Raw genomic sequence first — 17,618 nt, forward strand, 5'->3', positions numbered from 1 at the left:
GCACATAAGCTAACCGTGGAGGATGGCCGGTGAGTTCCCCGCCTTCGGACGTTCGCTCTGGGCTGACCGGAGGTGAGGACGCCCCTGCTGCCGCGGGTTCGCCGTCTCCAGCCTACGGCGGCAAGCCGCTCACCGTGGCCGTCACCGGTGCCGCGGGGGTGCTCGGTGAACGGGTCGCGGCCCGGCTGGTCGGCTCGCCGGGCGTGCGCAAGGTGCTCGCGCTGGACGACCGGCGCGGTGAGGTGCCCGGCGTGCAGTGGCGGGTGCTGGACGTCCGCGACCCGGCGGTGGCCGAGCGGCTGACCGGGGTGGACGTGGTGGTGCACCTGGCCATGGACCTCGGCATGGAGACCGACCCCAGGGCGCGGAGCGCGTACAACGTGCGGGGCGCGCAGACCGTGCTGACCGCTGCCGCGGCCGCCGGTGTGAGCCGGGTGGTGCTCTGCACCTCGGCGATGGTCTACGGCGCGCTGCCGGACAACGAGGTGCCGCTGGCCGAGTCGGCCGAGCTGCGGGCCACCGAGGAGGCCTCGCTGGTCGGGGACCTGCTGGAGATCGAGCGGCTGGCCCGGCGCGCGCCCCGGGCGCACCCCGGTCTGCAGGTGACCGTGCTGCGGCCGGCCGTGGTGGTCGGCCCGGGCGTCGACACCGTGCTGACCAGGCACTTCGAGGCGCCCCGGCTGCTGGTGGTGGCCGGTTCGCGGCCGTGCTGGCAGTTCTGCCACGTGGACGACCTGGCGGCCGCACTGGAGTACGCGACGCTCGGCCTGGTCGAGGGCGAGGTGACGGTCGGCTGCGACGGCTGGCTGGAGCAGGAGGACGTGGAGCAGCTGTCCGGTATCCGCCGGATGGAACTGCCCGCCGCGCTGGCGCTGGGCACCGCGGCCCGGCTGCACCGGCTGGGCCTGACCCCGGCCCCGGCGGGTGACCTGGCCTACACGATGTACCCGTGGGTAGTCTCCGGCAGCCGGTTGTACGAGGCGGGCTGGCGGCCCGCGTACACCAACGAGCAGGTGCTGGGCGAGCTGCTGGCGCAGGTCGCGGGCAAGCACGCGGTGGCCGGGCGCCGGCTGGGCGGCAAGGAGGCCGCGACCAGTCTGGGGGCGGCGGGGGCCACGGTGGCGCTGATCGGTACGGCGGCGCTGGTGCGCCGGGCCAGGAAGAGCCGCCGGATCTGACGCGGTCGGGTCCGTCCAGGGGCGTGCGGTCGAGGCCGTGCGCCTGTTGCCCGGTCGGACTGCATCCGGGCGGCCGCCAGCCCGTTCCGTCTGGCGGAATGTCCCAATCGTGATGCGGAAACCTCTTGTCGCGAACCCCGGGGGATGAGGAATCATGGTGAGCATGTCCGAGAACCACGACCCCATCCGCCTGCTGGCCGTCCGGGAGACCCCGCTCTCGCTGGACGAGGTGTACGAGGCGGTCGGCGACGACGCGGCCGGCGGCACCACGGTCTTCGTCGGCACGGTGCGCGACCACGACGGCGGCAAGTCGGTCGCCGCGCTGGAGTACAGCGCCCACCCGAGCGCCGAGCAGGAGATGCGGCGGATCGCCGAGAAGATCTGCGCCGAGTTCCCGGTCCGGGCGCTGGCGGCGGTGCACCGGGTCGGCCGGCTGGAGATCACCGACAAGGCGGTCATCGTCGCGGTCTCCTGCCCGCACCGGGGCGAGGCCTTCGCGGCCGCCCGGCGGCTGATCGACGACCTCAAGCACGAGGTGCCGATCTGGAAGCACCAGGTCTTCACCGACGGCGAGGAGGAGTGGGTCGGCGCGGGCTCCTGCTGAGCCGCCGTCCCACCCCGTTCGGTCGCACCCGGTCCTACGAATACTCCCCAGCGGTGAGCCAAATCGTCGTGCCGTAACCCGAATGGCGCTGCAGCCGTTGTGCTGCCGGGTGGTTAATCTGCTCATACGAACGACGAGCTGGGAGTACGGACATGGCTGCGCTCGCCTGGTTGATCATTCCTGTCGTGGCGGCGGTGTTCGCCATGCTCTGGGCCGGCTGGGCCGCCCGGACCCCGAGGGCCACCGGTGATCCGGCCTCGCTGGCCGAGCACCAGCGCTTCCGGGCCGCGATGGAGCGCAGCACCGGCTCCCCGGCGGAGCCCCGGAAGCGGTAGCCCGGGCGGCACGGTGACGGCTCCGTCCCGTACTGTCGGTCCCATGCCACGCCGCTCCGCGACGATGCTCGCAGCCACCCTGATGCTCATAGCACTGCTCTGCGCGTCGGTCCTGATGAAGGTGCCGTACACGGAGATGAGCCCCGGCCCGACGTACAACACGCTCGGGACGCAGGAGGAGGACGGGAAGCCGGTGATCCAGATCACCGGGCACGAGACCTACCCGACCACCGGCCACCTCAACATGACGACCGTTCAGGTGACCGGCGCCAAGTACGAGCCGAGCCTGGTCTCGGCGGTGATCGGCTGGCTGCGCGGCGACGTGCTGGTGGTGCCGCACGACAACGTCTACTCCGACGGTCAGACCGACCAGGAGGCGCAGCAGCAGAACGCGGAGGAGTTCGCCTCCTCCGAGGACAGCGCCAAGACCGCCGCGCTGAACCAGCTGGGCATCCCGGTCGGGACCCAGGTGGTGGTGAAGTCCGTGGTGGCCGGCGGCCCGTCCGAGGGCAAGCTGCACGCGGGGGACCGGATCGTCGCGGTGGACGGCACCCCGGTGACCACCGCCCAGCAGGTGGCCGAGCTGGTGACCAAGCACAAGCCGGGCGAGACGGCGAACTTCACCATCGTTCCCAAGGACCGCAACAGCGCCACGGCGGGCCCGGCCGACGAGACCCAGGTGCCGGTGGTCACCGCGAAGGCGGCCGAGTCGGACCGGGCCGTGGTCGGGATCAGGCCGGACGTCGAGCACACCTACCCGTTCAAGATCGACATCGGGCTGCAGGACGTCGGCGGCCCGAGCGCGGGCCTGATGTTCTCGCTCGGCATCGTGGACAAGCTCACCCCGACCGACCTGACCGGCGGCAAGTTCGTCGCGGGCACCGGCACCATCACCGACGACGGCAAGGTCGGCCCGATCGGCGGCATCTCGATGAAGCTGATCGCGGCCAGGGACAAGGGCGCCGAGTACTTCTTCACCCCGGCCGACAACTGCACCGAGGCGTCCGGGGCCACGCCGAAGGGCCTCCGCCTGGTGAAGGCGGAGACCCTGGACGGCGCACTCAAGTCGCTGGACCTGATCCGGGCCGGGCAGACCGCGGAGCTGCCGAGCTGCCCGGCCGGCTGATCCGGCCCACCGCGGCCTGACGGCTGCTCAGCGGGTCTGCGGCCCGGTGGTTCAGGCGAAGGTGGCGAGCAGTGCCTCGGTCAGACCGGGCACCAGGTCGGGGCCGGTGAGCACCTCGCGGGCGACGTCCTTGGAGCGCAGCCGGAGCGCGATCTCCTTCTTGCCGCCGCGCAGCACGGCCGCGGTGATCCGGACCTCCTCGCGGCCCGGCTGGTTGGCCACCCACTCGGCGATCTGGGCTTCGGTGGCGTTCTTCGGGCGGGTCTGCTCGGCACCCGGCGGGAGCATCTGACGCTCCACCACCAGGGCGCAGCCGACCACCTGGTCGGGCCAGGCGATGGTGCCGAGGAACTTGTCCAGCTCCATCCCGGCGGGCAGCTCGTCCTGCTCGATCACGGTCAGGTCGCCGGGGTTCTCGTCGGTCAGGCCGAGCTGCTTGGCCAGCTTCGGGTCCTGCTTGCGCAGCGCGGTGCTGTCGACCAGCGCGAACAGCCGGGTCGGCAGGTCCCAGCCGAGAGTGGCGGCGTACTCGTCGATCTCCAGCGCGGCGCGGGTGAGCGGGGAGGCGGCGGGCGGCTTGCCGCCGGCCAGGGCATCAAGTGCATCGGACATGGGACCAATCCTCACATGCGCGGCGCCGCCGCCGGTTCGGCCCGCCCGGGTGCCCACCCGTCTAACTCGTGGTTAACCGTGGGAACTCAGGTAAAGACCGATTAAGTTGCACAGGAGACCGGACCCGACCCGACCACACGACACAGCAGAGGTGCCACCTTGGTATTCCAGATGCCGGACCGCCCGGGGGGCCCGGGCTTCCGCGCCAGAGTCGGCCCGCCCTCCCGGCGCACCCGCGTACTCCTGCTGACCGCAGGGGTGCTGGCGGTGCTCTTCCTGCTGTTCGTGATGTTCGCGGGCCTGTGGACCGACTGGCTCTGGTTCAAGTCGGTCCGCTACTCCTCCGTCTTCACCGCCCAGCTCTGGACCAAGGCCGGCCTGTTCGCGGCGTTCGGGCTGGCGATGGCCGTGGTGGTCGGCTTCAACGTCTGGCTGGCGTACCGGCTCCGGCCGCCGCTGGCCGCGATGTCGGTGGAGCAGCAGAGCCTGGACCGCTACCGGATGGGCGTCGCCCCGTACAAGAAGTGGCTGCTGATCGCGATCGCGCTGCTGGTCGGCCTGGTGGCCGGAGCGGCGGCGGCCGGGCAGTGGCGGACCTGGATGCTCTGGACCAACCAGACGCCGTTCGGGGTGAAGGACAGTCAGTTCCACCTGGACGTCTCGTTCTACGCCTTCGAGCTGCCCTGGTACGAGTTCCTGCTCGGCTTCGCGTTCAGCGCGGTGATCGTCTCGCTGCTGGCCTCGGTGGTCGTGCACTACCTGTACGGCGGCCTGCGGCTGCAGGGCCCGGGGCGGAAGGCGAGCTCCGGCGCGCAGGGCCATCTGGCCGTGCTGCTGGGCGTGTTCGTGCTGCTGAAGGCGGCCGCGTACTGGCTGGACCGGTACGCGCTGGCGGTCAAGACCGGCGCCTACAAGCAGGTCGACGGCTGGACCGGGCTGCGGTACGTGGACGCCAACGCGTTCCTGCCGGCCAAGACCATCCTGTTCTTCGTCGCGATCATCTGTGCGGCGCTGTTCTTCCTCACCCCGATCCGCAAGACCTGGGCCCCGGCCCTGATCGGCTTCGGGCTGATGGCGCTCTCGGCGGTGCTGATCGGCGGGCTCTACCCGGCGATCGTGCAGCAGTTCCAGGTCAAGCCGAACGAGCAGGCCAAGGAGACGCCGTACATCCAGAAGAACATCGACGCCACCAGGCAGGCGTACGGCATCGCGGACAGCCAGACGCAGCAGTACTCGCCGAAGGCGACCACCAACACCGAGGCGCTGAAGTCGGACGCGCAGACCATCGCCGACATCCGCCTGCTGGACCCGAACGTGGTCTCGCCGACGTTCCAGCAGATCGAGCAGCAGCGTTCGTACTACAAGTTCCCGAAGACGCTGGACGTGGACCGGTACGGCAACGGCCAGGCCGGCGGCCAGGACACCGTGATCGGCCTGCGCGAGCTCAACCTCGCCGGGGTGCAGCAGCGGAACTGGATCAACGACCACTTCAAGTACACCCACGGCTACGGCGTCGTCTCGGCCAAGGGCAACCAGGTCAACGACAAGGGCCAGCCGGTCTTCACCGAGTCGGGTCTGCCGTCCACCGGTGCGCTGGGCGACTACCAGCAGCGGATCTACTACGGCGAGGAGACCAAGACCTACTCCATCGTCGGCGGCTCCAACCAGGAGATCGACTACTCCACCGACGCCGGTGACAAGCAGTACCAGTACACCGGGGAGAGCGGCGTCTCGCTGAACAACCCGTTCACCCGGGCCGCCTACGCGGTGCGCTTCGCCGAGCCGCAGATCCTGTACGCGGGTGCGATCACCAACGGTGCCAAGGTGATCTACGACCGGACGCCCAAGGAGCGGGTGGAGAAGGTCGCCCCCTGGCTCTCGATCGACGCCGACCCGTACCCGGTGGTGCAGAACAACAAGCTGGTCTGGGTGCTGGACGGCTACACCACCTCGGACGGCTACCCGTTCGCGTCCAAGACCACCCTGGGCGACGTCACCAAGGACTCGCTGACCGACCAGCGCGGGCGCACGCTCACCTCGGTCAACAAGGTCAACTACATCCGGAACTCGGTGAAGGCGACCGTGGACGCCTACACCGGCGAGGTGACGCTCTACCAGTGGGACGACGCGGACCCGGTGCTGAAGACCTGGATGAAGGCCTTCCCCGGCACCGTGAAGGCCAAGGCCGACATCCCGACCGGGCTGATGCCGCACCTGCGCTACCCGCAGGACATGTTCAAGGTGCAGCGCGACCTGCTCGGCCAGTACCACATGACGGACGCCAACTCGTTCTTCAACGGCACCGACATCTGGCAGGTCCCGGTCGACCCGACCACCAACACCGGTGCGGTGCAGCCGCCGTACTACATGACGGTGCGGATGCCCGACCCCGCGGTGACCGAGGCGAGCTTCTCGCTGACCACCACCTTCGTGCCCAGCAAGCGGGACAACCTGGCGGCCTTCATGGCGGTCAGCGCGGACCCGGGGCCCGAGTACGGGAAGATCCGCATCCTCAAGGTGCCGGGTGACTCCAACACCCTCGGCCCCAAGCTGGTGCAGTCGCAGTTCAACTCGAACACCGACGTGGCCAACAAGCTCAACACGCTGAAGATCGGCGGCGACTCCGACATCGAGTACGGCAACCTGCTGACCCTCCCGGTCGGCGGCGGCCTGCTCAACGTCGAGCCGGTCTACGTGCGCGGCCGCGGCGCCGACTACCCGGTGCTGCAGAAGGTGCTCGCGGTGTACGGCAACGACAACGTGGCCTTCGAGAACACGCTGGAGGAGGCGCTGAAGAAGGTGCTCGGCAACGCCACCACGGTGACGCCGACCACCCCGACGGCGCCGACCACTCCCGGCACCACGCCGACCACGCCCACCACCCCGACCACGCCGGGGACGGTCAACGCCGAGCAGGCCAAGGCCATCGCGGACGCCCAGAAGGCGTTCAACGACGGCGAGGCGGCGCAGAAGGCCGGCGACTGGGCCAAGTACGGCGAGGCCCAGAAGGCGCTGAAGGCGGCGCTGGACGCCGCCGCGGCAGCGGGCCAGCAGAAGACCGGCTGAGGTCCGGCCGGCGAATAGCGGTTAACGAGCTGCTCCACCCCCGTGTTATGGTTGGGACACAACGACGCGGGGTGGAGCAGCTCGGTAGCTCGCTGGGCTCATAACCCAGAGGTCGCAGGTTCAAATCCTGTCCCCGCTACTCTGAACCGAAGGCCCGGAGATCTTTCTCCGGGCCTTCGGTGCTTCTGTATTGAGGGCGCTCACCCGTGGTCCACTCCGGTACGATGCGTGCCCGGGGTTTGTGGGGGTCAAGTGTCGGGAAATCGACAAAGCGCTGAAGCAATCTCGCCGGGCTTCGGCCCGCCCCGCCAAAACCTGGCCGGGGCAGGTGTACGCGGGTTGCGGGTGATGCGACGATGGAGCACATGGGGGACGCCGTACGGCAGTTGACTCCCTGGCCCAGGGGGAGTCGTCGCCGCCGAATCCGACACGTCCCCGGCGGGTGCCGCAGCACTCGGGGGAAGCGGGAGTCGGCATGAAGCTGATCGGAAGGAACGATCCGGGCCGAGGATCGAAGTCGGTTGCGGGGGCGGCCGACACCGAGGCATGGGCGCAGAGCGACGAGACCGCGGCGGCCCTGCCCGCCCAGCGGACCAGCGGTCTGACGGTCCCTCGGACGGACGCCGGGTTCGGCCCGGACAGTCTGGTCCGGGTCTCCGCGCGCGAGTTCGCACCCGCCGCCGGCAGCTACGGCCCGCCGCCCGCCACCGAGCCGGACCGGGACAGCTTCGAGACCGCGCTGGCCGCCCGCGAGCAGGCCGCGCTGGAGTCGAGGCACCGTCAGGCCGCCGACCAGGGTGACCCGAACGCGGCCAGCCAGCTCGGCGCGCTGCTGCTCCGCCGGGGCGACCTGGCGGACGCCGAACCGTACCTCCGCACCGCCGCGGCCGCCGGGCTGCGCGCCGCCGCCAACAACCTGGGCGTGCTGCTGCACCAGCGCGGCCACCGGGCCGAGGCGGCCCAGTGGTGGCGGCACGCCGCCGTGGCCGGCTCGGCCCCGGCCGCGCACGCGCTCGGGCTGCAGCTGCGCGACCAGGGCGAGGAGGAGGCGGCCGAGTACTGGCTGCACTTCGCCGCCGAGCACGGCCACCCGCTCGGGGCGTACGCGCTGGGCGATCTGATGGAGCATCGGCGCGACGTGCGGGCCGAGCGCTGGTTCAAGGTGTCCGCCGACGCGGGGCACCGCGAGGCCGCGTACCGGCTGGCCCGGATGCGGGAGGCGGCGGGCGACAAGGAGACCGCCGAGACCTGGTACCGCACCGCCGCCGCCCGCAGCCACGCCCGTGCGGGGCTGCGGCTCGGCGTGCTGCTGGAGGAGCGCAACGACCTCGACGAGGCGGCGCGCTGGTACCGGCAGGCGGCGCAGAACGGCGAGCCGCGCGCGGCCTGCGCGCTGGGCTTCCTGCTCCGGGACGCGGGTGACCTGACCTCGGCCGCCGAGTGGTGGCAGGAGGCGGCCGAGGCCGGTGACGGCAACGCCGCCAACGCCCTCGGTGCGCTGCATGCCGGGCGGGGAGAGGCGGTCGACGCCGAGCGCTGGTACCGCGCCGCGCTGGAGGCGGGCGACCAGAACGGCGCGTTCAACCTCGGTCTGCTCTGCGCGGGCGCCGGGCGCGAGGCCCAGGCCGAGCAGTGGTACCGGCGCGCGGCGTACGCCGGGCACCGGGAGGCCTGCAACGCGCTGGCCGTCGTGCTGCTCCAGCGTGGAGACGAGTCGGGTGCCGAGCCGTGGTTCTCGAAGGCGGCCGAGGCGGGGAGCGTCGACGGCGCGTTCAACCTGGGCGTGCTGCACGCCGGGCGCGGGGAGCAGCAGCAGGCGCACGAGTGGTACGCGCGCGCTGCGGCGGAGGGGCACGGCGAGGCTGCGCTGCAGCTGGCCGTGGCCCTGGAGCAGCGCGGGCAGCTGACCGGCGCGCTGGAGCGCTACCGGCAGGCGGCGGCGGGTTCGTCGGCGGAGGGCTCGTTCAGGCTGGCCTCGCTGCTGGACCGGCGCGGAGACGCGGACGAGGAGGCCGAGCACTGGTACGCGGTCGCGGCCGACGCCGGGCACCGGCGGTCGCAGGTCCGGATGGGCGTGCGGGCCGCCGAGCGGGGGGCGCTGGAGATCGCCGAGAGCTGGTACCGGCGGGCGGCCGAGGCCGGCAGTCGGAGCGCCGCCTTCAACCTGGGGCTGCTGTTGGCCCGTCAGGACGAGGAGGCGGAGGCGATGGTCTGGTACACCCGGGCCGCGGACGCCGGGCACGGGCGGGCCGCGCTGCGGCTCGCGCTGCTCGCGCTGCGGCGGGGGGAGCCGGTGCAGGCGGAGAACTGGTGCCGACGGGCCGCCGACTACGGGCCGCCGGAGGTCACCGAGCGGGCCTCGCGGCTGCTCGGTGCGCTGCACGCGGAGCTCAGCGCTTAGGCACGCGGTGCACCGTCAGTGACCCCGGCGCCAGATCCCTGCGAAGAAGTTCAGCTGCAGTCCGGACAGAGGCCCCGGTAGGTGACCTCGGCGCCGGAGATGACAAAGCCGAAGCGTTCCCCTGCGGGGAGGGCGGCGATCAGGTCACCCTGGGGGTGGACGTCGCGGATGGAGCCGCAGCCGGAGCAGATGAGGTGCTGGTGGGCGTGCCGGGCGTTGGGGTCGTAGCGCTTGGCGCGGCCGTCGGTGGCGACCTCCATCACCTCGCCCAGGGACACCATCTCGCCGAGCGTGTTGTAGACCGTGGCGCGGCTGATCTCGGGCAGGCGGGCCACCGCGCGGGCGTGCACCTCGTCGGCGGTGAGGTGGACGTGGTCCCCGTCGAGGACCTCGGCCACGACACGCCGCTGCGAGGTGAGACGCCAGCCGCGTCCGCGAAGTCGTTCCAGCAGGTCACTCATGGGGACAGGGTAAGCCACGTTCTCGACTTGGTTCCAGTGTTGACTTAGACAAAGTCCAAGCTAGGATCGAGCCAATACTTAGGCACGGTACGACCGGACACGCGGAGGCATACCCGACATGACCACCCAGGACGAGCTGCGGCCCACGCTGACGACGGAGGCCGGCGCACCGGTCGCCGACAACCAGAACACCGAGACCGCGGGCATCGGTGGTCCGGCGCTGATCCAGGATCAGACGCTGTTCGAGAAGCTCGCGCACTTCAACCGGGAGCGCATCCCGGAGCGCGTGGTGCACGCCCGCGGCGCGGCCGCGTACGGCACCTTCACGCTCACGGCGGACGTCTCGGCGTACACCCGGGCCGCGTTCCTGTCCGAGGTCGGCAAGCAGACCGAGACCTTCCTGCGGTTCTCCACCGTGGCGGGCAACCTCGGTTCGGCCGACGCGGTCCGCGACCCGCGCGGCTGGGCGCTGAAGTTCTACACCGAGGAGGGGAACTACGACCTCGTCGGCAACAACACCCCGGTGTTCTTCATCAAGGACGCCATCAAGTTCCCGGACTTCATCCACACCCAGAAGCGCGACCCGTACACCGGCTCGCAGGAGGCGGACAACGTCTGGGACTTCTGGGGCCTCTCGCCCGAGTCGACCCACCAGGTGACCTGGCTGTTCGGCGACCGCGGCATCCCGGCCAGCTACCGCCACCTCAACGGCTACGGCAGCCACACGTACCAGTGGCAGAACGAGGCCGGCGAGTACTTCTGGGTGAAGTACCACTTCAAGACCGACCAGGGCATCAAGAACCTCACCGCCGAGGAGGCCGCCAAGCTGGCCGGCGAGGACCCGGACAGCCACCAGCGCGACCTGCGCACCTCGATCGAGAACGGTGACTTCCCGACCTGGACCGTGCAGGTCCAGATCATGCCCGCGGCCGACGCGGCGAACTACCGCTTCAACCCGTTCGACCTGACCAAGGTCTGGCCGCACGCGGACTACCCGCCGATCGAGATCGGGAAGCTGGAGCTCAACCGCAACCCCGACAACGTCTTCGCCGAGGTCGAGCAGTCGATCTTCTCCCCGGGCCACTTCGTGCCGGGCATCGGCCCGTCCCCGGACAAGATGCTGCAGGGCCGCCTGTTCGCCTACGCGGACGCCCACCGCTACCGCGTCGGCATCAACGCCGACCACCTGCCGGTGAACCGCCCGCACGCCGCCGAAGCGCGCACCAACAGCCGGGACGGCCACCTCTACGACGGCCGCCACGGCCGGGCGAAGAACTACGAGCCGAACAGCTTCGGCGGCCCGGTCGAGACCGGTCGCGCGCTCTGGGCCTCGGTGCCGGTGAACGGCCTGACCGGCAACCACGAGGCGCCCTCGCACAGCGAGGACACCGACTTCGTGCAGGCCGGCGACCTCTACCGGCTCTTCTCCGAGGACGAGAAGGCCCGTCTGATCGCCAACCTGGCCGGCTTCATCGCCAAGGTCTCGGCCGACCGCGAGGACATCGTGGAGCGGGCGATCAACAACTTCCGCCAGGCCGACGCCGACTACGGTCAGCGCCTGGAGGACGCCGTCCGCGAGCTGCGCAAGCAGAAGTAACGGCACCTCAGACCGCGGGCCCCGGAGACGTTCACTCGTCACCGGGGCCCGCAACCATGTGTCAGACCGTCAGCGCCCGCAGGGTGTCCTCGTGCAGCAGGCCGTTGGAGGCCACCGCGTCCGCGCCGTTCGGGCCGTCGAAGCCGTCCAGGCCGGTGAACCGGCCGCCCGCCTCCTGCACCACGATGCACGGGGCGGCCATGTCCCAGAGCGAGAGCTCCGGCTCGGCGGCGATGTCCACCGCGCCCTCGGCGACCATCATGTACGACCAGAAGTCGCCGTACGCGCGGGTCCGCCAGCAGGCCCGGGAGAGGTCCAGGAAGGCGTCCAGCCGGGCCCGCTCCTCCCAGCCGCTGAGCGAGGAGTAGGAGAGCGAGGCGTCCTCCAGCCGGGACACCGAGGAGACGTGGATCCGGCTCGCCTTGGCCAGGCTGCGGCCCGCGTACGCGCCCAGACCCTTGGCCGCCCACCAGCGGCGCTGCAGGGCGGGCGCCGAGACGATGCCGACCACCGGGTGCTGCTCGCCGTCCGGGCCGACCTCCAGCAGGGAGATCAGGGTGGCCCAGACCGGGACGCCCCGGACGTAGTTCTTGGTGCCGTCGATCGGGTCGATCACCCAGCGGCGCGGGCCCGTGCCCTGGAGCCCGAACTCCTCGCCGAGCACCGCGTCGCGCGGGCGGGCCCGCTGCAGCACGCTGCGCACCAGCTCCTCGGCGGCCTTGTCGGCGTCGCTCACCGGGGTCAGGTCGGGCTTGGTCTCGACCTTGAGGTCCAGCGCCTTGAAGCGCTCCATGGTGATCGAGTCGGCCGAGTCGGCGAGGACGTGGGCGAGTCGGAGATCGTCGTGGTAGTCGGCCATGCCCGAACCCTAGCGATTCGTCCATGGATCCGGACAGTTCGGCTCGCGAACTGGACGGTCAGTGCCCGGTGCCGCTGATCTGGAGGCCGATCACGCCGGCGATCACCAGGCTGATCGAGACCAGCTTCAGCACCGAGGCGGTCTCGTCCAGGAAGACCATCCCGTAGATCGCCGTCCCGGCGGCGCCGAGGCCGGTCCAGACCGCGTAGGCCGGGCCGACCGGGAGGGTCTTGAGCGAGAGGGTGAGCAGCCCGAAGCTGCCCAGCGCGAAGAGGCAGAAGCTGACGGTGGGCCAGAGCTTGGTGAAGCCGTCGCTGAGTTTGAGGTTGATCGCGAAACCGGTCTCCAACAGTCCGGCGATGATCACCAGGGCCCATGCCATCGGAGCCGACTCCCGTCCCATCGGAGGGCCGGACCGATTGGTCCGACCTTCCTATGATCACCGGGGGAGCGGCATCCAACACTTCTGACGGGCCGATAGATACCGCTCAGTCACCTTCGCGGGTCTCCTTGGAGGAGAGCAGCCGGCGCAGCGAGTACAGCCGGGCCTGTTCGGCATGGCCGTCGGCGACCCAGGCGTCCAGGGCGCAGTCCGGCTCGTCGTGGCTGCACGCGCGCGGGCAGCCCTCGGTGCCGGGCTCCAGGTCGGGGAAGGCCAGGATGACCCGGGACGGGTCGATGTGGGAGAGGCCGAACGAGCGGAAGCCGGGGGTGTCGATCACCCAGCCGGGGTCGAGCGCCTTCTTCGACCCGGGCTTGGCCCCGGGCGGCGGCGGGAGGCGCAGCGCCAGGGCCGAGACGGTGGTGTGCCGCCCCCGGCCGGTGACCGCGTTGACCACACCGGTGCTCCGCTGGTGCAGCGGCACCAGCGCGTTCACCAGGGTGGTCTTGCCGACGCCGGAGTGCCCGATGAACACGGTGGAGCGCCCGCGCAGGTGGTCCCGGACGGCCTCCGCCCCGGCGGTCTCCAGCTCGTCCCGCCGGGTCACCACGTAGTCGATGCCGAGCGGGGCGTACGTCTCCAGCAGCGGCGCCGCCGAGGCCAGGTCCGACTTGGTCAGCACCAGCAGCGGCCGCATCCCGGCGTCGTACGCCGCCACCAGGCAGCGGTCGATCAGCCGGGAGCGGGGCTCCGGGTCGGCCAGCGCGGTGACGATCGCCAACTGCTGGGCGTTGGCCACCACGATCCGCTCGTACGGGTCGTCGTCGTCGGCGGTGCGGCGCAGCACCGAGCTGCGCTCCTCGACCCGGACGATCCGGGCCAGCGTGTCCACGTCGCCGGAGAGGTCGCCGATCACGTGCACGATGTCGCCGACCACCACGCCCTTGCGGCCGAGCTCGCGCGACTTCATCGCGATCACCTGGCGCTCCTGCTTGGTGCCCGCCTCGACCAGGCAGGTCAGCCGGCCCCGGTCGACGGTGAGGATCATCGCCTCGGCGGCGTCCTCGTGCTTGGGCCTGATCCTGGTCCGCGGCTTGGAGCCCTTGCGGCCCGGGCGGTTGCGGATGTCGTCCTCGTCGGCGTCCTTGCCGTAACGGCGCATGTCCCCGACTCCCCGTCAGCCCTGGCCCAGCAGTTCGGCCCACATCTGCGGGAAGTCCGGCAGGGTCTTCGCGGTGGTCGCCACGTTCTCCACCTCGACTCCGGGCACGGCCAGGCCGATCACCGCGGCGGCGGTGGCCAGCCGGTGGTCCTCGTAGGTGTGGAAGACGCCGCCGTGCAGCGGGCGTGGCCGGATCCGCAGACCGTCCTCGGTCTCGCTGACGTCGCCGCCCAGCTCGTTGATCTCCTTGGCCAGCGCGGCCAGCCGGTCGGTCTCGTGCAGCCGCAGGTGGGCGATGCCGTACAGGTGCGACTCGGAGTCGGCCAGCGCGGCGACCGCCGCGATCACCGGGGTCAGCTCGCCCACGTCGTGCAGGTCGGCCTCGATCCCGTGGATCTTGCCGGTGCCGGTGAACTCCAGCCCCTCGTCGGTCAGTTCGCAGCTGCCGCCCATCCGGGTGTACAGCTCGCGGAGCTGGTCGCCCGGCTGGTAGGTGTGCTTGGGCCAGTCCCGGACGGTGACCCGGCCGCCGGTAACCAGCGCGGCGGCGAAGAACGGCGCGGCGTTGGAGAGGTCCGGCTCGACCACCAGGTCGCGGCCGATCAGCGCCCCCGGGGTGACCCGCCAGACGTCCTTCTCGCCGCCGTCCTCCGGCGCGTCCACCTGGGCGCCGGCCTTGCGGACCATGTCCACCGTCATCCGGATGTGCGGGAGGGACGGGACGCTGCCGCCGGTGTTCCGGATCTCCACGCCGTTGTTGTAGCGGGCACCGGAGAGCAGCAGGGCGCTGATGAACTGGGACGAGGAGGACGCGTCCAGCTCCACCGGGCCGCCGTCCAGCGCGCCGGTGCCGTGCACGGTGAGCGGGAAGCCGCCGCGGCCGCCGTCGTCGATCCGGGCGCCGAGCGCGCGGAGCGCGTTGATCACGCCGTGCTGGGGGCGCTCGTAGCTGCGCGGATCGCCGTCGAAGTGCACCGGACCGTCGGCGAGGACGGCCAGCGGGGGGAGGAAGCGCATCACGGTGCCCGCGTTGCCGACGTCCACCTGGGCCGGGCCGCGGAGCTGACCGGCCGGGATGACGCGCCAGGCCTCGCCGCCGCCGGTGCCGCCGCTGGCGTTGTTGACGGTCTCCTCGATGCCGACGCCCAGCGCCCGCAGGCCGTCGGCCATCAGCTGGGAGTCCCGGCTGCGGAGCGGCCGACGGACCCAGCCCGGGCTGTCCGCCAGCGCGGCCAGCACCAGCGCGCGGTTGGTCGCCGACTTCGATCCGGGGATGGTGACGGTGGCGTCGACGGCGCCGGTCGCAACGGGGGCGGGCCACAGGGCTTCGGTCATGGGGCTCAGTCTAGGGGCGGCAACTGTTGGCAGACGTTCCACCGCCGGGGCTCAGGTCAGCAGCCAGGTGCCGCCCAGGGCGAGCGAGCTGAGGGCGACGGCGAGGAAGAGGCCGACCCAGAACAGCGGGCTGATGCCGGTGAGGTGGGCCAGCTGGTCGGCGTCGGTGCTGCGGGCGCCGTCGTGGCGCCGCTTGCCCTGGAGCTCCAGCACCGGGCGGACGCCGGCCAGCAGCAGGAACCAGACCCCGAGGTAGGCGAAGCCGGACTGGAGCTGGCTGCTGCCGTACCAGGAGATGAGGAAGAAGGCGGCGCCGGTGACGACCACCGAGAGCAGGCCGAAGGCGTTGCGGATCATCACCAGCAGCCCGGCCAGCAGCACGATCGCGATCCAGAGCAACTGGGTGACGTGGTGCCCGGCCAGCAGGGCGGCCCCGCCGAGGCCGAGCAGCGGGGGAGCGGTGTAGCCGGCGGCCGCGGTCAGGATCATGCCGGGTCCGGCGGCCGGGCCGGAGGAGATGGTGAGGCCGGAGGTGTCGGAGTGCAGGCGGATGCCGGCCAGCTTCCGGCCGGTCAGTTTGGCGACCAGGCCGTGGCCGCCCTCGTGGGCGATGGTGACCACGTTGCGGCTGAGCCGCCAGAGCGGGCGGGGCAGGATCGCCAGCAGGGCCACGGCCGCGGTGCCGAGCAGGAGCCAGCGCGGCGGGGCCGGCTGGGTGGCGGTGACGGTGTCCCAGAGTCCCGCGAAGTCCATTCCGTACCTCCTCGCCGCGTTCGGACCAGCACCCTCCCATGCCGGGACGGCGGGAGGGAACCGTCCGGTTCTGCGGACCGGGTGGGAACAGCGTGGCAAGCTGATCACCATGTGCGGACGTTTCGCCTCCACCACCGCGCCCCAGGACCTGGTCGAGGTCTTCGGGGTCGAGCAGTGGGACCCGACCGAGACCCTGGTGCCGAGCTGGAACGTGGCGCCGACCGATCCCGCCTTCGTGGTGCTGGACCGGGCCCCGAAGGGCGGCGGCCCGCCGGTCCGGCAGCTGCGGGTGGTGCGCTGGGGCCTGGTGCCGGCCTGGTCGAAGTCGCCCGAGACGGCGGTGAAGATGATCAACGCCCGGGCGGACACCGTGCACGAGAAGCCCGCCTACCGCCAGGCCTTCGCCTCCCGCCGCTGCCTGCTGCCGGTGGACGGCTACTACGAGTGGGAGACCATACCCACCGAGAAGGGCAAGCCCCGGAAGCAGCCGTACTTCGTGCACCGGGCCGACGGCACCCTGCTCGCGCTGGCCGGGCTGTACGAGTTCTGGCGGGACCGCCGCTACCCGGCCGACCACCCCGACGCGTGGCTGGTCACCTGCACGGTGGTCACCACCGGGGCGGAGCCGGCGCTGGCCCCGATCCACGAGCGGATGCCGCTCTTCCTGGACCCGGACGGCTTCGACGCCTGGCTCGATCCCGGCCTGAGCGACCCGGACGAGCTGCGCGGCCTGCTGGTCCCGCCGCCGCCGGGCGCACTGCTGGCCCGGCCGATCGGCCCCGCGGTCGGCAACATCCGCAACAACAGCCCCGAACTGCTGCGCCCGCTCGACGAGATCGAGCCGGACGACAGCACCCTCTTCTGACGGAGCGCCATGCTTGTCCCCACCCCGGTCGGCGATGCCCGGATCACCCTGTACCCCGCCGTCGGAGCCCCGAAGGCCCTGCTCGCGCTCGGCCACGGCGCGGGCGGCGGCGTCGAGGCCCGCGACCTCCAGGCGCTGGCGGCCGCCCTGCCCGCGCGCGGGATCACCGTGGCCCTGGTCGAGCAGCCCTGGCGGGTGGCCGGGAAGCGGATCGGCCCGGCGCCGAAGACGCTGGACCAGGCCTGGCTCCCGGTGATGGCCGAACTGGCCGGACAGGGCCTCCCGTTGCTGGTCGGCGGCCGCAGCGCCGGGGCCCGGGTGGCCTGCCGGACGGCCGGGCAGGTCGGCGCCGCCGGCGTGGTCGCGCTGGCCTTCCCGCTGCACCCGCCGGGCCGGCCGGACAAGAGCCGGGCCGAGGAGCTGCTCGGCACCGGCTGCCCGACCCTGGTGGTGCAGGCCGGCCAGGACACCTTCGGCACCCCCGAGGAGTTCCCCGAACTCCCGGCCGGCCACCTGCTGGTGGCGGTCCCGTACGGCAGCCACGGCTTCGCGGTGCCCAAGCGGGCCCCGCTGGGGCAGGACGAGGCGCTGGAGCTGATCACCACGGCGGTCGGCGACTGGGCCGCCGGGTTCCGGGCCGCCGGGCTCTGAACGCGACCGGCGCCACGCCGGGAATGTCCGGGCGTCCGGCCGGGTTTACACCTCACGTCAGCAAGGTGACCCGGTAGGAAGGCAGGGCAGGATGGGTTCGATCGTGTGCCCCGAACGGCCGGACGAGCGAGCGGCGGCCGGTGCCGCCGTGCCCGACTGGTCCGAGTGGCTGGTCGCGGGCGAGAAGCCCGTCAGCCCGATATCCTCGCTGTCGGGTCGACCCACTCCGGT

16 protein-coding genes and 1 tRNA gene are annotated in these 17,618 nt (G+C 71.8%); 10 read left to right on the top strand and 7 right to left on the bottom strand.

What is annotated here, in order from left to right:
• The first annotated feature begins 29 nt into the window (after window positions 1-29).
• From ABT118_RS11895 to ABT118_RS11910, 4 genes are all read left to right on the top strand, one after another.
• Window positions 30-1,178: an NAD-dependent epimerase/dehydratase family protein gene (locus ABT118_RS11895; protein ID WP_502884528.1), complete on the top strand. Its 1,149-nt coding sequence runs from the start codon at window positions 30-32 to the stop codon at window positions 1,176-1,178.
• Between the two features lie 163 nt (window positions 1,179-1,341).
• Complete coding sequence (locus ABT118_RS11900; RefSeq protein WP_350661236.1) at window positions 1,342-1,782, top strand: molybdenum cofactor biosynthesis protein MoaE; 441 nt, start codon at window positions 1,342-1,344, stop codon at window positions 1,780-1,782.
• Window positions 1,783-1,934: 152 nt separating this feature from the next.
• The gene (locus tag ABT118_RS11905) at window positions 1,935-2,117 is read left to right on the top strand and encodes a hypothetical protein (RefSeq protein ID WP_350661248.1); all 183 of its coding nucleotides are present in this window, start codon (window positions 1,935-1,937) and stop codon (window positions 2,115-2,117) included.
• A gap of 43 nt (window positions 2,118-2,160) precedes the next feature.
• Entirely contained in the window at window positions 2,161-3,243 is a 1,083-nt protein-coding gene (locus ABT118_RS11910; protein WP_350661258.1) for a YlbL family protein, read from the top strand.
• A 51-nt stretch (window positions 3,244-3,294) separates the two neighbouring features.
• On the opposite strand, the gene ABT118_RS11915 is transcribed toward ABT118_RS11910, so the two are convergent.
• On the bottom strand, window positions 3,295-3,855 hold the full coding sequence (locus tag ABT118_RS11915) for a PPA1309 family protein (protein ID WP_350661272.1): 561 nt from the start codon (window positions 3,853-3,855) through the stop codon (window positions 3,295-3,297).
• Between the two features lie 171 nt (window positions 3,856-4,026).
• Here ABT118_RS11915 and ABT118_RS11920 point away from each other — a divergent pair, with 171 nt between their 5' ends.
• The 3 genes from ABT118_RS11920 (at window position 4,027) to ABT118_RS11930 (ending at window position 9,322) form a co-directional block, all read left to right on the top strand.
• Window positions 4,027-6,921: a UPF0182 family membrane protein gene (locus ABT118_RS11920; protein ID WP_350661285.1), complete on the top strand. Its 2,895-nt coding sequence runs from the start codon at window positions 4,027-4,029 to the stop codon at window positions 6,919-6,921.
• 65 nt (window positions 6,922-6,986) lie between these two features.
• Window positions 6,987-7,060 (top strand) — tRNA-Met (locus tag ABT118_RS11925).
• A gap of 336 nt (window positions 7,061-7,396) precedes the next feature.
• Window positions 7,397-9,322, top strand: a complete 1,926-nt coding sequence (locus tag ABT118_RS11930) for a tetratricopeptide repeat protein (RefSeq protein ID WP_350661306.1) — start codon at window positions 7,397-7,399, stop codon at window positions 9,320-9,322.
• A 50-nt stretch (window positions 9,323-9,372) separates the two neighbouring features.
• On the opposite strand, the gene ABT118_RS11935 is transcribed toward ABT118_RS11930, so the two are convergent.
• Window positions 9,373-9,783, bottom strand: a complete 411-nt coding sequence (locus tag ABT118_RS11935; protein ID WP_350661324.1) for a Fur family transcriptional regulator — start codon at window positions 9,781-9,783, stop codon at window positions 9,373-9,375.
• Window positions 9,784-9,901: 118 nt separating this feature from the next.
• Between ABT118_RS11935 and ABT118_RS11940 the strand changes: the two genes are divergently transcribed.
• Window positions 9,902-11,380, top strand: a complete 1,479-nt coding sequence (locus ABT118_RS11940; protein WP_350661333.1) for a catalase — start codon at window positions 9,902-9,904, stop codon at window positions 11,378-11,380.
• A gap of 61 nt (window positions 11,381-11,441) precedes the next feature.
• Here the strand turns inward: ABT118_RS11940 and hisN are convergent, their stop codons facing one another.
• The 5 genes from hisN to ABT118_RS11965 all read right to left on the bottom strand — a co-directional run bounded on the left by hisN (window position 11,442) and on the right by ABT118_RS11965 (window position 15,871).
• Window positions 11,442-12,239, bottom strand: a complete 798-nt coding sequence (gene hisN / locus ABT118_RS11945) for a histidinol-phosphatase (protein ID WP_350661360.1) — start codon at window positions 12,237-12,239, stop codon at window positions 11,442-11,444.
• A 58-nt stretch (window positions 12,240-12,297) separates the two neighbouring features.
• Window positions 12,298-12,621 (bottom strand): DMT family transporter, encoded by a 324-nt coding sequence (locus tag ABT118_RS11950; protein WP_350661372.1) that lies wholly within the window; start codon window positions 12,619-12,621, stop codon window positions 12,298-12,300.
• Window positions 12,622-12,727: 106 nt separating this feature from the next.
• The gene (gene rsgA, locus ABT118_RS11955; protein WP_350661394.1) at window positions 12,728-13,783 is read right to left on the bottom strand and encodes a ribosome small subunit-dependent GTPase A; all 1,056 of its coding nucleotides are present in this window, start codon (window positions 13,781-13,783) and stop codon (window positions 12,728-12,730) included.
• 15 nt (window positions 13,784-13,798) lie between these two features.
• Complete coding sequence (aroA, locus tag ABT118_RS11960; RefSeq protein ID WP_350661415.1) at window positions 13,799-15,118, bottom strand: 3-phosphoshikimate 1-carboxyvinyltransferase; 1,320 nt, start codon at window positions 15,116-15,118, stop codon at window positions 13,799-13,801.
• Between the two features lie 51 nt (window positions 15,119-15,169).
• Complete coding sequence (locus tag ABT118_RS11965) at window positions 15,170-15,871, bottom strand: M50 family metallopeptidase (RefSeq protein ID WP_350661432.1); 702 nt, start codon at window positions 15,869-15,871, stop codon at window positions 15,170-15,172.
• 109 nt (window positions 15,872-15,980) lie between these two features.
• Here ABT118_RS11965 and ABT118_RS11970 point away from each other — a divergent pair, with 109 nt between their 5' ends.
• Together ABT118_RS11970 and ABT118_RS11975 are read left to right on the top strand one after the other, a co-directional pair.
• Entirely contained in the window at window positions 15,981-16,736 is a 756-nt protein-coding gene (locus ABT118_RS11970; protein WP_350661465.1) for an SOS response-associated peptidase, read from the top strand.
• A gap of 9 nt (window positions 16,737-16,745) precedes the next feature.
• Window positions 16,746-17,387, top strand: a complete 642-nt coding sequence (locus ABT118_RS11975; RefSeq protein ID WP_350661480.1) for an alpha/beta hydrolase family protein — start codon at window positions 16,746-16,748, stop codon at window positions 17,385-17,387.
• Window positions 17,388-17,618: the final 231 nt, after the last annotated feature.

Origin of the sequence: Kitasatospora sp. NPDC002040 (assembly GCF_040296785.1) — a bacterium.
In the GTDB taxonomy this organism is placed as follows: Bacteria; Actinomycetota; Actinomycetes; order Streptomycetales; family Streptomycetaceae; genus Kitasatospora.